This is a genomic window from Saccharothrix sp. BKS2 (genome assembly GCF_047689505.1).
GTDB lineage: Bacteria > Actinomycetota > Actinomycetes > Mycobacteriales > Pseudonocardiaceae > Actinosynnema > Actinosynnema lopnurensis.
The window spans coordinates 99,824-116,021 of record NZ_JAUQOL010000001.1 but is presented as its reverse complement, the minus strand read 5'-3'; the positions used below and the strand labels follow the sequence as shown (position 1 = coordinate 116,021).

Here is a 16,198-nt window from a genome sequence, read left to right as displayed (position 1 = left end):
CTGGGTCCCCTGGGCGTCACTCCCCTCCGGCACGGCAGACTTGGTGAGGCACAACGATGGCGAACGAAGAGAAGCTCCTCGACTACCTCAAGAAGGTGACGGCCGACCTCCACCAGACGCGCCAGCGCCTGCGCGAGGCCGAGTCCGACGAGCAGGAGCCGATCGCGATCGTCGCGATGGGGTGCCGCTACCCCGGCGGGGTGCGGTCGCCGGAGGACCTGTGGCGGCTGGTCGCGGAGGGCGGTGACGCCATCGGCGACTTCCCGACCGACCGGGGCTGGGACACCGACGCGCTGTTCGACCCGGACCCCGACCGCTCCGGGTCGAGCTACGTGCACCAGGGCGGCTTCGTGCACGACGTGGCCGACTTCGACGCCGGGTTCTTCGGCATCAGCCCGCGCGAGGCGCTGGCCATGGACCCGCAGCAGCGGATCGTGCTGGAGACCGCCTGGGAGACCGTGGAGCGCGCCGGCATCAACCCCGACGCGCTGCGCGGCAAGCCCGTGGGTGTCTACGTCGGCTGCGGCGGCCAGGACTACTGGGACCGGCTGACCGACCTGCCCGAGGCCGTCGAGGCGTACATGAGCACCGGCAGCACCTCGGCGGTGATCTCCGGCCGGGTGTCCTACGCCCTCGGGCTGGAGGGCCCCTCGCTCACCATCAACACCGCGTGCTCCTCGGCGCTGGTCGCGATCCACCTGGCCGCCCAGGCGCTGCGCCAGCGCGAGTGCTCGCTCGCGCTCGCGGGCGGCGTGACGGTCATGTCCACGCCCGGCGCGTTCGTCGCGTTCTCCCGGCAGCGCGGCCTGGCCCCGGACGGCCGGTGCAAGCCGTTCTCCGAGGACGCCGACGGCACCGGCTGGGGCGAGGGCGTCGGCATGGTCCTGCTGGAGCGGCTGTCCGACGCGCGCCGCAACGGGCACGAGGTGCTGGCCGTGGTGCGCGGCTCCGCGCTCAACCAGGACGGCGCGTCCAACGGGCTGACCGCGCCCAACGGGCCGTCGCAGCAGCGGGTCATCCTCCAGGCGCTGGCCAACGCCGGCCTGTCGTCCACCGAGGTGGACCTCGTCGAGGCGCACGGCACGGGCACCACGCTGGGCGACCCGATCGAGGCGCAGGCGCTGCTGGCCACCTACGGCCGCGAGCGCTCGGCCGACCGCCCGCTGTGGCTGGGGTCGATCAAGTCCAACATCGGCCACGCCCAGGCGTCGGCGGCGGTCAGCGGCGTGATCAAGGCCGTGATGGCGATCCGGCACGGCGTGATGCCCCGGTCGCTGCACGTGGGGACGCCGTCCACGCACGTGGACTGGTCGTCCGGGCACATCGAGCTGCTGACCGGGACGCGCCCCTGGCCGGAGGTGGACCGGCCCCGGCGGGCGGCGGTCTCGGCGTTCGGCGTGAGCGGCACCAACGGGCACATCATCCTGGAGCAGGCCGAGCCCGACGCCGAGCCGGCGGCGGGCGCCGGGTGGCCCGAGGGCGCGCCCGTGCCGTGGCTGGTGTCCGGCCGCACGGCGGCCGGTCTCGCGGCGCAGGAGGAGCGGCTCGCCGGGGTGTTGGCCGCCGGGGTGTTGGATGTCGGGGTGTTGGATGTCGGGGTGTCGGGCGCCGGGACCTCGGTCGTGGACGTGGCCGCCGCACTGGCGACCACGCGTGCTCCGATGGAGCACCGGGCCGTGGTGCTGGCCACCGACACCGCCGACGCGCTCGCGCAGCTGCGCGAGCACGGGGCGGCCGTGGTGCGCGGCGTGGCAGGCGGTGGTCGGTCGGCTTTCCTGTTCACCGGCCAGGGTTCGCAGCGGGTCGGCATGGGCCGCCGCCTGCACGCCGGGTTCCCGGTGTTCGGTGAGACGTTCGACCAGGTCTGCGCCCTGATGGACGTCGAGCTGGGACGATCGCTGAAGGACATCGTTTTCGGTGACGACCAGGAGCTGCTGAACCAGACGGCGTTCAGCCAGCCCGCTCTGTTCGCGTTCGAGGTATCGCTGTTCCGGTTGTTGGAGTCCTGGGGCCTGAAGCCGGACTTCCTCGCCGGTCACTCGATCGGTGAGATCGCGGCGGCTCACGTCGCGGGGGTGTTCTCGCTGGAGGACGCCTGCAAGCTGGTCGCCGCGCGGGGCCGGTTGATGCAGGCGCTGCCCTCGGGTGGCGCGATGCTGGCCGTTCAGGCGACCGAGGACGAGGTTCGGCCGTTCCTGACCGACCAGGTGGGCCTGGCGGCGGTCAACGGGCCGACGTCGGTGGTGCTCTCCGGTGCCGCCGAGGCCGTGGAGGAGGTGGCGGCGCGGCTCGAAGGTCGCCGCATGAAGCGGCTGGCCGTCTCGCACGCGTTCCACTCCCCGCTGATGGAGCCGATGCTGGAGGAGTTCCGCGCGGTGGCGGCGGGTATCTCGTTCCACCAGCCCGAGTTGGCCGTGGTGTCGACCGTGACCGGGGCGCTCGCGTCCGCCGCGGAGCTGGGCTCGGCCGACTACTGGGTGCGCCACGTCCGGCAGGCCGTGCGGTTCCACGACGGCGTGGAGTTCCTCGCCGCCCAGGGCGTCTCGCGGTTCGTCGAGGTCGGCCCGGACGGCGTGCTGACCGGCATGGCGCAGGAGTCGGTTGACCCGGCCGTGCTCGTGGCCACCCAGCGCCGCGACCGCGACGAGGTGACCGCGCTGGTCACCGCGTTGGCCCAGGCGCACGTCGCCGGTGAGCCGATCGACTGGGCGGCGGTGTTCGCCGGGCGCGCCACGCACCGCGTGGAGCTGCCGACCTACGCGTTCCAGCGCGAGCGGTACTGGATCGAGTCGTCCTCGGCGGTGGGCGACGTGTCCTCCGCCGGCCTGGACGCCACCGACCACCCGCTGCTCGGTGCGGCGATGACGCTGGCGAACTCCGACGGGGTGGTCTTCACCGGCCGGCTGTCGCTGCGGTCGCACCCGTGGCTGGGCGACCACCGCGTGGGCGGCTCGGTGTTCTTCCCCGGCACGGGCTTCGTCGAGCTGGCCGCCCGGGTCGGCGAGGACGTCGGCTGCGGCGTGGTCGACGAGCTGACCCTGGCCACCCCGCTGGTGCTGCCCGAGCAGGGCGCGGTGCAGCTCCAGCTCGTGGTCGGCACGCCCGACGCGACCGGCGTGCGCCCGTTCGAGGTGTACTCGCGCGACGAGGACGGCGGCGTCGACGCGCCGTGGACGACGCACGCCACCGGCCGGCTCGCCGCGGGCCGCCCGCGCGCCGGGTTCGACCTGGCGCAGTGGCCGCCCGCCGGGGCCGAGGCCCTGCCCCTGGACGGCCTGTACGACCGCCTGACCGAGGGCGGCCTGGACTACGGTCCCGCGTTCCGCGGCCTGCGCGCCGCGTGGCGGCGGGGCGACGAGCTGTTCGCCGAGGTGGCGCTGCCCGACGCGGCCGACGCGGAGCGCTTCGGCCTGCACCCGGCCGCGCTGGACGCCGCGCTGCACGCGCTGGGCCTGAGCGGCCTGGACGAGCACCGCGGCCTGCCGTTCTCCTGGACCGGGGTGACCGTGCACGCCGCGGGCGCCGCCGCCCTGCGCGTCCGGCTGTCCCCGGCGGGCGCGGGTGGGGTGGCCGTCGAGGTGGCCGACCCGACCGGCGCGCCGGTGGCCTCGGTCGAGTCGCTGGTGCTGCGGCCGACCGCCGACCAGCGCCCGGCCGCCGCCGGTCGCAGCCCGCTGCGCGTGCTGGGCTGGAAGCCCGTCGACACCGCCGGGCTCGACCTGCCCGAGGTGGACTGGACCGAATGGGACTCCCTGGCCGCCGGCGGTGACGTGCCCGCCGTGGTGGTGCTGCCCGTCGAGGGCGGCGAGGAGCCGGGGTCCGTGCGCACCGAGGTGCACCGCGTGCTGGGCGTGCTCCAGGCGTGGGTGTCCGAGTCGAGGTTCGCCGCCTCGCGCCTGGTCGTGGTGACCGGGGGAGCGGTCGGCGACGACCCCACCGACCTGGCGGGCGCGGCGGTGTGGGGCCTGGTGCGGTCCGCGCAGGCCGAGAACCCCGACCTGGTCACCCTGCTCGACGTCGAGGGCACCGACCTGGCGCGGGCGCTGTCGATCGCGGTGGCCTCCGGCGAACCGCAGCTGGCCTGCCGCGGCGACTCGGTGACCGCCGCCCGCCTGGCCACCGCCGCCGACGGCGCGGAGCCCGTGGGCTTCGGCGCCGGCACCGTGGTGGTGACCGGCGCGACCGGCTCCATCGGCCGCATCGTGTCCCGGCACCTGGTGGTCGAGCGGGGGGTGCGGGACCTGCTGCTGCTGAGCCGTCGCGGCCCGGCCGCCGAGGGCGGTCCCGAGCTGGTGGCGGAGCTGGAGGCCGCCGGTGCCTCGGTGCGGCTGGTGGCGTGCGACGCGGCCGACCGCGACGCGTTGGCCCCGGTGTTGGCCGGGGTGGACGTGTCCGCGGTCGTGCACGTGGCCGGCGTGGTGGACGACGGCGTGATCACCGCGCTGGACCCCGCCCGCGTGGACACCGTGCTGCGGCCCAAGGTCGACGCCGCCTGGAACCTGCACGAGCTGACCTCCGACCTGTCCGCGTTCGTGGTGTTCTCCTCGATGTCCGGGGTGCTGGGCGCGCCGGGCCAGGCCAACTACGCCGCCGCGAACGCCTACCTGGACGCGCTCGCCGCGCGCCGCCGGACCGCCGGCCTCCCGGCGACCTCGATCGCCTGGGGCCTCTGGGACGTCGAGAGCGCCATGACCGGCACGCTCGACGCCGGCGACAAGGCCCGCATGTCCCGCAACGGCGTGCTGCCGCTGACCGCCGAGGAGGGCATGGCGCTGTTCGACGCGGCCGTGTCCGCCGACGCGGCGGCCGTGGTCGCGGCCCGGCTGGACCTGCGCGCGCTGCGGGCGCTGGGCGACCACGCGCCGCTGGCGTTCGACGGCCTCGTGCGCCGCCCCGCCAAGCGCGCCGCCGCCGCGACCGCCGCCGCCGACACCTCCGAGCTGGCGGGCCGGCTCGCCGGGCTGTCCGAGGAGGAGCGGCACACCGAGGTGCTGTCCCTCGTGCGGGCCCGGGTCGCGGCCGTCCTCGGCCACGGCTCGCCCGACGACGTGGACCCCGCGCGGGCGTTCCAGGACCTCGGGTTCGACTCGCTGACCGCCGTGGAGCTGCGCAACGGCCTCAACGCCGCGACCGGCCTGCGGCTGCCCGCCACGCTGGTGTTCGACTACCCGACGCCGCTGGTGCTGGTCGAGCACCTGCTCACCGGGCTGTCCGGGTCGGCGGCCACCGCCAAGGCGGTCGTGGCGGCCAAGCGCGCCGACGACGACCCCATCGCCATCGTGGCCATGTCCTGCCGCTACCCCGGCGGCGTGCGGTCGCCGGAGGACCTGTGGCAACTGCTGACCGAGGGCCGCGACGCCATCGGCGCGTTCCCGGTCGACCGCGGCTGGAACGTGGCCAGGCTGCACGACCCCGAGTCCCGGCGACCCGACACCACCTACGTGGCCGAGGGCGGCTTCCTCGACGACGCCGCGCTGTTCGACCCCGGTTTCTTCGGCATCTCGCCGCGCGAGGCCGTGATCATGGACCCGCAGCAGCGGCTGCTGCTGGAGGCGTCCTGGGAGGCGTTCGAGCGCGGCGGCATCGACCCGGCCGCCCTCAAGGGCAGCCCGACCGGCGTGTTCGCCGGCGTCATGTACCACGACTACGTGACCGGCCACAGCTCCGGCGGCGTGGTGTCCGGCCGCGTGTCCTACACCTTCGGCTTCGAGGGCCCGGCGGTGTCGGTGGACACCGCGTGCTCGTCGTCGCTGGTGGCGATCCACCTCGCCGCGCAGGCCCTGCGGTCGGGCGAGTGCTCGCTCGCCCTGGCCGGCGGCGTGACCGTGATGGCCACGCCCGAGACGTTCGTGGAGTTCTCGCGCCAGCGCGGCCTGGCCCCGGACGGCCGGTGCAAGCCGTTCGCGGACGCCGCCGACGGCACCGGCTGGTCCGAGGGCGTCGGTGTGCTGGTGCTGGAGCGGCTGTCGGACGCGCGCCGCCACGGGCACCCGGTGCTGGCCCTGGTCAAGGGTTCGGCGGTGAACCAGGACGGTGCGTCGAACGGGTTGACGGCGCCGAACGGTCCGTCGCAGCAGCGGGTGATCCGTCAGGCGTTGGCGAACGCGGGTCTTGTGCCGTCTGATGTGGATGCGGTGGAGGCGCACGGTACGGGTACGACGTTGGGTGACCCGATCGAGGCGCAGGCGTTGCTGGCCACCTACGGCCAGGACCGCGAGGAGCCCCTGTGGCTGGGCTCGGTGAAGTCCAACCTGGGCCACACCCAGGCGGCCGCCGGTGTCGCCGGCGTGATCAAGATGGTGCTGGCGATGCGCAACGGCGTCGTTCCCAAGACCCTGCACGTCGACCAGCCGTCCTCGCACGTGGACTGGGAGGCGGGCAACGTCGCCCTGCTGACCGAGGCCGTGCCGTGGCCCGAGGTCGGGCGTCCGCGCCGGGCCGGGGTGTCGTCGTTCGGCATCAGCGGCACCAACTCGCACGTGGTGCTGGAGCAGGCGCCCGAGCACGTCGAGCGCGTCGAGCCGGTCACCGTGACCGCCACCGCGCCGTGGGTGCTGTCCGCCCGCACCGAGAGCGCGCTGCCCGCCCAGGCGGCGAGGCTGCTGCCCATGGTGGAGAACGGTGTCGACCCGACCGACCTGGCCTGGTCGCTGGCCACCCGGCGGACCGCGCTGGAGCACCGCGCCGCGGTGGTCGGCGACGATCGCGACAGCCTGCTGGCCGGACTGCGGGCGCTCGCCGCGGGCGCGGCTTCACCGGCCGTGGCGCGCGGTGTGGCCGGCAACGGCAAGCTGGCGTTCCTGTTCACGGGTCAGGGTTCGCAGCGCATCGGCATGGGTCGTGAGCTGTCTGACGCCTTCCCGGTGTTCGGTGAAACGTTCGAGCAGGTCTGCGCTCTGATGGACGTTGAGCTGGGGCGGTCGCTGAAGGACGTCGTTTTCGGTGACGACCAGGAGTTGTTGAACCAGACGGGGTTCAGTCAGCCGGCGTTGTTCGCGTTCGAGGTGTCGCTGTTCCGGTTGTTGGAGTCGTGGGGTGTGAGGCCGGACTTCTTGGCCGGTCACTCGATCGGTGAGATCGCGGCGGCTCACGTGGCGGGGGTGTTCTCGCTTGAGGACGCCTGCAAGCTGGTCGCCGCTCGAGGTCACTTGATGCAGGCGCTGCCCTCGGGTGGGGCGATGCTCGCGGTGGAGGCGACCGAAGAGGAAATCGTTCTACTGCTGAACGACCGTGTGGGTTTGGCGGCGGTCAACGGGCCGACCGCGGTGGTCGTCTCGGGTGCCGCCGATGCGGTGGAGGAGCTGTCGGCGCAGCTCAAGGGTCGTCGGATGAAGCGGTTGGCGGTGTCGCACGCGTTCCACTCGCCGTTGATGGAGCCGATGCTGGAGGAGTTCCGGGCGGTGGCGGCGGGTATATCGTTCTACCAGCCGCGGTTGGCGATCGTGTCGACGCTGACCGGTGTGCTGGCCGAGGGTGATGACCTGGTCTCGGCGGACTACTGGGTCCGGCACGTCCGGCAGGCCGTGCGGTTCCACGACGGCGTGCGCGACCTGGCCGGTCGCGGGGTGTCCCGGTTCGTGGAGGTCGGCCCGGACGGCGTGCTCACCGGCATGGCGCAGGAATCGGTGGACTCGGCCGTGCTGGTGGCCGCGCAGCGGCGTGACCGCGCCGAGGTCCTCGCGGTCACGACGGCGGTCGGGCAGGCGTTCGCGCACGGCGTGCCGGTCGACTGGGCGGCGTTCTTCGCCGGGCGCGGCGGGCGGCGGGTCGACCTGCCGACCTACGCGTTCCAGCACGAGCGCTTCTGGATGGACGACCCGGCCGTCGTCGGTGAGCCGGTCGGCGCGGGCATGGACGCCACCGACCACCCGCTGCTGGGCGCGGCGATGACGCTGGCGGACTCCGAGGGCGTGGTGTTCACCGGCAGGTTGTCGCTGCGCACGCACCCGTGGCTGGCCGACCACCGCGTGGGCGACGTGGTCCTGTTCCCCGGCACGGGGTTCGTGGAGCTGGCCGCCCGCGCCGGTGCGGGCGTCGGCTGCGGCGTCGTGGAGGAGCTGACGCTGTCCGCCCCGCTGGTGCTGCCCGAGCACGGCTCGGTGCAGGTCCAGGTGACCGTGGCCGCGCCGGACGCGAGCGGGCGCCGCTCGGTGGCCGTGCACTCCCGCGACGACGCGGCCGGCGGTGAGCCGTGGACCGGTCACGCCACCGGTGTGCTGGCGGCCGGCCCGGTCGAGGGCTCGGCCCTGACCGAGTGGCCGCCCGCCGGGGCCGAGCCGATCGCGCTCGACGGCGTCTACGAGGGCTTCGCCGCCGCCGGCCTGGGCTACGGCCCGGTGTTCCAGGGCCTCCAGGCGGCCTGGCAGCGCGGGAACGAGGTGTTCGCCGAGGTCGTGCTGCCCGAGCACGTCGAGGTCGACGGGTTCGAGGTGCACCCGGCGCTGTTCGACGCCGCCCTGCACGCCATCGCGCTGGCCGGTGACGCCGGCCGGGAGGCCGCGCTGCCCTTCGCGTGGAGCGGGGTCGCGGTGCACGCCACGGGCGCTTCGGCGGTCCGGGTGCGGGTCGCGCCGACCGGCGCGGGCGTGCGGCTCGACGTCGCGGACCCGGCCGGCACCCCGGTGCTGACCGTGGGCTCGCTGGCGCTGCGCCCGGTCGGCACGGGGCAGCGGGCGGCGGTGCGCCGGGACCCGCTGTACCGGGTGGACTGGTCCCCGCTCGACCTCCCGGCGGCCGACCCGGTCACCTGGGTCGAGTGGGACACCGTGAACGGCGGCGTCGTGCCCGCCGTCGTGGTGCTGCCCGTGGAGGCGGGCACGGACCCGGCCGCGGTGCACGGTGAGGCGCACCGGGTGCTGGCGGTGCTCCAGAGCTGGCTGGCCGAGGACCGCTTCGCCGCCTCGCACCTGGTCGTGGTGACGCGCGGCGCGGTGCCGGTCGGTGGCGGGGGAGTGCCCGACCTGGTCGGCGCGGCGGTGTGGGGCCTGGTGCGCTCCGCGCAGGCGGAGAACCCGGACCTGTTCCTGCTGGTCGACCTGGACGAGGGCACCGCGCTGGACGCGGCGCTGCCGGTGGCCCTGGCCTCCGGTGAGCCGCAGGTGGCCTTCCGGGGTGGGGTCGCGCACGCCGCGCGCCTGGTCCGGACCGCCGGCACCGGTGGAACCGACCCCGGCTTCGGCGCCGGCACCGTGGTGGTGACCGGCGCGACCGGCGCGCTGGGCCGGGTCCTGTCCCGGCACCTGGTGGTCGAGCGGGGGGTGCGGGACCTGCTGCTGCTCAGCCGCCGCGGCCCGGCCGCCGAGGGCGGTCCCGAGCTGGTCGCGGAGCTGGAGGCCGCCGGCGCCTCGGTGCGGCTGGTGGCGTGCGACGCGGCCGACCGCGACGCGTTGGCCCCGGTGTTGGCCGGGGTGGACGTGTCCGCGGTCGTGCACGTGGCCGGTGTGCTGGACGACGGCGTGGTCACCGCCCTCACCCCCGAGCGGGTGGACGCGGTGCTGCGGCCCAAGGTCGACGCCGCGTGGAACCTGCACCGGTTGACCTCCGACCTGTCGGCGTTCGTGGTGTTCTCGTCCCTGTCGGGTGTGCTGGGCGCGCCGGGCCAGGGCAACTACGCCGCGGCCAACGCCTACCTGGACGCGCTCGCCGCGCACCGCCGGGCCGCCGGCCTGCCCGCCACCTCGATGGCGTGGGGCCTGTGGGGCCTGGACGACAGCGCGATGACCGGCACGCTCGACGCCGACGACCTGGCCCGGCTCTCCCGGGGCGGCGTGCTGCCGCTGACCGAGCGGGAGGGCCTGGCGCTGTTCGACGCGGCGCTGGCCGCCGGCGAGGCGCTGGTGGTGCCCGCCAAGCTCGACCCGGCGGGCCTGCGCGAGCAGGGCGACGCCCTGTCCCCGCTGCTGCGCGGCCTGGCCGGTCCGGTCCGCCGCACCGCCGCCAAGGCGCCCGTCGCGGGCGGTCTGGGCGACCGGCTGGCCGCCCTGCCCGAGGCCGAGGCCCGCGAAGCGGTGCTGGACCTGGTGACCGGGCACATCGCCGCGGTCCTGGGCCACGCCACCTCCGCCGCCGTCGACCCGGGCCGGGCCTTCCAGGACCTGGGCTTCGACTCGCTGACCGCGGTCGAGTTCCGCAACGCCCTGTCCGCCGCGGCCGGCCTGCGGCTGCCCGCGACCCTGGTGTTCGACCACCCGACGCCGGTCGCGCTGGCCGAGCACGTGCACCGCGAGCTGACCGGCTCCCGGGGCGAGGTCGTGGTGGCGAAGGCCAAGGCCGTGGACGACGACCCCGTGGTCATCGTCGGCATGGCCTGCCGCTACCCCGGTGGCGTGCGGTCGCCGGAGGACCTGTGGCGACTGGTGGCCGAGGGCAACGACGCGATCGGCGGGTTCCCGGTCGACCGCGGCTGGGACGTGCGCCGGCTCTACGACCCCACGCGCACCCGGCCCGACACGTCCTACGTCGACCAGGGCGGCTTCCTGCACGACGCCGCCGAGTTCGACGCCGAGTTCTTCGGCATCTCCCCGCGCGAGGCGGTCCTGCTCGACCCGCAGCAGCGCGTGCTGCTGGAGACCTCGTGGGAGGCGTTCGAGCGGGCGGGCATCGACCCGGCGTCGCTGCGCGGCAGCCAGACCGGCGTGTTCGCCGGCACGATGTACCACGACTACATCACCAGCCACAACGCCGGCAGCGTGGTGTCCGGCCGCGTCGCCTACACCTTCGGGCTGGAGGGCCCGGCGGTCACCGTGGACACCGCGTGCTCCTCGTCCCTGGTGGCGCTGCACCTCGCGGCGCAGGCCCTGCGGTCCGGCGAGTGCGGTCTCGCGCTCGTCGGCGGGGTCACGGTCATGGCCACGCCCGAGACGTTCGTGGAGTTCAGCCGCCAGGGCGGGCTGTCCGAGGACGGCCGCTGCAAGTCGTTCTCCGACTCGGCCAACGGCACGGGCTGGGGCGAGGGCGTCGGCGTGCTGGTGCTGGAGCGGCTCTCCGACGCGCGGCGCAACGGGCACGACGTGCTCGCGGTCGTGCGCGGTTCGGCGGTGAACCAGGACGGTGCGTCGAACGGGTTGACGGCGCCGAACGGTCCGTCGCAGCAGCGGGTGATCCGTCAGGCGTTGGCGAACGCGGGTCTTGTGCCGTCTGATGTGGATGCGGTGGAGGCGCACGGTACGGGTACGACGTTGGGTGACCCGATCGAGGCGCAGGCGTTGCTGGCCACCTACGGCCAGGACCGCGAGACCCCGCTCTGGCTCGGCTCGATCAAGTCGAACATGGGCCACACGCAGGCGGCGGCCGGTGTCGCCGGGATCATCAAGATGGTCATGTCCATGCGGCACGGCGTCATCCCCAAGACCCTGCACGTCGACGAGCCGTCACGGCACGTCGACTGGTCCGAGGGCAACGTCTCGCTGCTGACCGAGTCGGTGCCGTGGCCCGAGAGGGGCCGCCCGCGCCGGGCCGGGGTGTCGTCGTTCGGCATCAGCGGCACCAACGCCCACACGATCATCGAGCAGGCGCCCGCGGCGCCGGCCGTGGCGGGGCGCGAGTCGGACGAGCCGGTCGCCCTGGTGGTGTCCGCGCGGTCCGCCGAGGGCCTGCGGGCCCAGGCCGAGCGGATGGCGTCCTTCCTGCTCGACGGGGCGCACGACGTGGTGGACGTGGCACGGGCCACCGCGCTGCACCGGTCCGCGCTGGAGCACCGCGCGGCGGTGGTCGGCCGCGACCGCGAGGAGCTGGTGACCGGGCTGCGCGCCCTCGCCGACGACGTGGCCGGCGCGACCGGCGTGGTCAAGGGCCGGGTGGCGCCGGGCAGGCTGGCGTTCCTGTTCACCGGTCAGGGTTCGCAGCGGATCGGCATGGGCCGCGAGTTGGCCGAGGCGTTCCCGGTGTTCCGGGCCGCGTTCGACGAGGTGTGCGGGTCCTTCGACCTGCCGCTGGCGGACGTGGTGCTCGGTGATGATCAGGAGTTGTTGAACCAGACGGGGTTCAGCCAGCCGGCGTTGTTCGCGTTCGAGGTGTCGTTGTTCCGGTTGTTGGAGTCCTGGGGTGTGAGGCCGGACTTCCTGGCGGGTCACTCGATCGGTGAGATCGCGGCGGCGCACGTGGCGGGGGTGTTCTCGCTGGAGGACGCCTGCAAGCTGGTGGCGGCTCGTGGTCGCCTGATGCAGGCGCTGCCGAGCGGTGGCGCGATGCTCGCGGTCGAGGCCACCGAGGAGGAGGTCCTCCCGCTGCTGGGCGACCGCGTGGGCCTGGCTGCGGTCAACGGCCCGACCGCGGTGGTCGTGTCCGGTGCCGCCGACGCCGTGGACGAGCTGGCGGTGAAGTTCGAAGGCCGTCGGATGAAGCGGTTGGCGGTGTCGCACGCGTTCCACTCGCCGTTGATGGAGCCGATGCTGGAGGAGTTCCGCGCGGTCGCCGAGCAGATCGCCTACCGCGTGCCGGCCACGCCGGTCGTGTCCACGCTGACCGGGGTCCTGGCCGAGGGTCGGGACCTGGTGACCGCGGACTACTGGGTCCGGCACGTCCGGCAGGCCGTGCGGTTCCACGACGCGGTGAGCGACCTCGCCGGGCGCGGCGTCACCCGGTTCCTGGAGGTCGGCCCGGACGGCGTGCTCACCGGCACGGCCCAGGTCGACGGCACCCTCGTGGCCGCCCAGCGCAAGGGCCGCGGGGAGGCGGCGACCGCCGTGCTCGCGGTGGCGGGCCTGCACGTGACCGGCGCGGACGTGGACTGGGCGGCGTTCTACGCCGAGCGCGGCGGGCGGCGCGTCGACCTGCCGACCTACGCGTTCCAGCGCAGGCGCTACTGGATGGACGGCTCCACGGAGGCGGGCGACGTGGCCTCCACGGGCCTGCGCGCGGCCGAGCACCCGCTGCTGGTCGCCACCACCACGCTGCCCGACACCGACGGCCTGATCGTCACCGGTCTCCTCTCCCGGCACACCCACCCCTGGTTGGTCGACCACGACCTGGGCGGCGTGGTGGTGTTCCCCGGCGCCGGCCTGGTGGAGCTGGCGCTCCAGGCGGGTGCGCGCGCCGGGTGCGGCGCGCTGGAGGAGCTGACCATCCACACGCCGCTGCTGCTGCCCGAGGACGGCGGGGTGAGCGTGCAGGTGTCGGTTTCCGGGCCGTCCTCCGAGAACACCCGCACGGTCGCCGTCTACGCCCGCGAGCAGGACGCGGACGACGACGCGCCGTGGACCAAGCACGCCGCCGGCGTGGTCGTCCCGGGCGACGGCGGGAGCGGGGTCGAGCTGACCCAGTGGCCGCCCGCCGGCGCGGAGGAGCTGGAGTTCGACGACCTGTACGAGCAGATGGCGGACGCGGGCCTGAACTACGGGCCGGTGTTCCAGGGCCTGCGCCGGGCCTGGCGGCGCGACGGCGAGCTGTTCGCCGAGATCGTGCTGCCCGAGGACGCGGCGGCCGACGCCCTCCGGTTCGGCGTGCACCCGGCCGCGCTGGACGCCGCCGTGCAGGCCATCGGCCTGGACCGGGGCGCGGACGAGCCGCCCGCCGTGCCGTTCGGCTGGAACGGGGTCACCCTGCACGCCGCCGGCGCGCCCGGCCTGCGGGTGCGGATCACCCGCGCCGGTCGGGACGAGGCGTCGCTCGACCTCGCAGACCCGACCGGTCGCCCGGTGGCCACGGTGCGCTCGCTGACCCTGCGCCCGTTCGCCGGGCAGCCGGCGCGGCGCGCGGACTCGCTGTTCCGGCCGGAGTGGGTGCCGGTCGCGGCGCCCGCCGCGCCGGTCACCGGCCGCTGGGCCCTGGTGGGCGACGACGACCTGGGCGTGGGCACCGTGCTCAAGGCCGCCGGGTACGCGGTCGAGGCGCACGCCGACCTCACCGCGCTCGGCGAGACACTGGTGGACGGCGCGCCCGAGGTGGTGCTGGTGCAGGTCGCGCCGACCGGCTCGCTCGACGCGGCGACCGTGCGCACGGCCGCGCACCGGGTGCTGGCGGCGCTCCAGTCGTGGCTGGCCGAGGAGCGCTACGGCGCGGCCAGGCTGGTCGTGCTGACGCGCGGCGCGCAGGACGGCGACGACCCGGCCTCGGCGGCGGTGTGGGGCCTGGTGCGGTCCGCGCAGTCGGAGAACCCGGACCGGGTCGTGCTGGTGGACCTGGACGGGCAGGACGAGTCGGCGCAGGTGCTCGCGGCGGTCGTCGCGGGCGGTGAGCCGCAGGTTGTGGTGCGCGGCGGGCAGGTGCGCGCGGCGCGGCTGGCCCGCGTGGTCGCGGGCGGCGAGCGGCCCGGCAGCGCGTTCGGCCCCGAGGGGCGCGTGCTGGTGACCGGCGCGACGGGCGCGCTCGGCGGGCTGGTGGCCCGGCACCTGGTGACCGGGCACGGCGTGCGGGACCTGCTGCTGGTCAGCAGGCGCGGCGCGGCGGCCGCGGGTGGCGCCGAGCTGGTGGCGGAGCTGACCGGGCTGGGCGCGCGGGTCGAGCTGGCCGCGTGCGACGTGGCCGACCGGGACGCGCTGGCCGCGCTGCTGGCCGAGCACCCGGTGACCGGGGTCGTCCACACGGCGGGCGTGCTCGACGACGGCGTGCTGGCCTCGCTGACGCCCGAGCGCGTGGACGCCGTGCTGCGGCCCAAGGTCGACGCGGTGCTCAACCTGCACGAGCTGACCGCCGGGGACCCCGACCTGACCGCGTTCGTGGTGTTCTCCTCCGCGGCCGGCCTGCTGGGCGGCGCGGGGCAGGCGAACTACGCGGCGGCCAACGCGTTCCTCGACGCGCTGGCGGCGCACCGGCAGGCCCGCGGCCTGCCCGCGCAGTCGCTGGCCTGGGGCCTGTGGGCGGCCGAGGACAGCGCGATGACCGGCGGGCTCGGCGAGTCCGGCCGGGGCCGCATGGCGCGCGGCGGCGTGCGACCGCTGCCGGCGGAGGAGGGCCTGGCCCTGTTCGACGCGGCGTGCGCGCTGCCCGACGCCGTGCTGGCGCCGGTCAAGCTGGACCTGAAGGGCGCGGTCGTCGGCCAGGTGCCGCCGATCCTCAACGGCCTGGTGCCCGCCGCGCGGGTGAGCACCGCCGCGACGGCCACCGACGACCCGGCCGCGCTGCGCCGCCGCCTGGCCGGGCTGGACGACGCCGGGCAGGACGAGGAGCTGCGGCAGCTCGTGCGCGCCACGGCCGCCGGGGTGCTCGGCTACGACGGCGCCGGTGCGGTGGAGGCCGACCGGGCGTTCGTGGAGCTGGGCCTCGACTCGCTGACCGCCGTGGAGCTGCGCAACGCGCTCAACGGGGTCACGGGCCTGAGGCTGGCCACCACCGCGGTGTTCGACCACGGCACGTCCGAGCGGTTGGCCGCGCACCTGCGGGCCGAACTGGCCGCGGTCCCGGCCGAGGGTGCGCCGGCGCCGCGCGCCGAGGCCGAGCGGGACACGATCGGCGCGCTGTTCCGCCAGGCCGTGCGCAGCGGCCGACCGGCTCAGGGCCTGGCCCTGATCACCGCCGCGGCGGACGTGCTGGAGTCGTTCACCACGGCGGCCGAGGCGGGGGAGATCCCGCCCGCGGTCACGCTGAGCCGGGGTCCCGGCGCGCCGACCCTGGTGTGCTTCGCCTCGCCGATGGCGCTGGGCGGGCCGCAGCAGTACGCCCGCCTGGCCGCGCGGTTCCGCGACGAGCTGGACGTGGTGGTGCTGCCGACGCCCGGCTTCGACCGGGAGGGGAGCCTGCCCGCCACGGCGGCGGCCGCGGTGGACTACTTCGCCGAGGCCATCCGCCCGATCGCGGAGCAGGGGCCCTACGCGGTGGCCGGGTACTCCTCGGGCGGTCTGTTCGCGCACGCCGCGGCCGGGCTGCTGGAGCGCCGGGGCCTCGGGCCGGTCGGTGTCGCGCTGCTGGACACCTACCCCACCACGGGGGCGACCACGACGCGGTTCTTCACCCACATGCTCGACGCGCTGCTGGCCCGCGAGTCGGAGTTCGGCGAGTTCAGCGGCGCCCGGCTGGCCGCCATGGGCCGCTACTCCAAGCTGCTCACCGAGTGCCCGGTCGAGGACCTGGCCGCGCCCGTGCTGTTCGTGCGGCCGCAGGAGTCGATCGAGGGCGAGGAGGGCGACGGCACGTGGCGCGCGGTCTGGTCGGGCGCGCACGAGCTGGTGGAGGTGCCCGGTGACCACTTCACGATGATGGAGAGCACGGCCGAGAGCACGGCGGCCGCCGTGCGCGCGTGGCTGTCCGGACTGTGACGACCGCC

General features: G+C 75.4%; 1 protein-coding gene. It reads left to right on the top strand.

Annotated elements, in window-relative coordinates; translation table 11 throughout:
- Positions 1-56 precede the first annotated feature (56 nt).
- Positions 57-16,190, top strand: a complete 16,134-nt coding sequence (locus Q5530_RS00305) for an SDR family NAD(P)-dependent oxidoreductase (protein ID WP_415359862.1) — start codon at positions 57-59, stop codon at positions 16,188-16,190.
- The last annotated feature ends 8 nt before the right edge of the window (positions 16,191-16,198 follow it).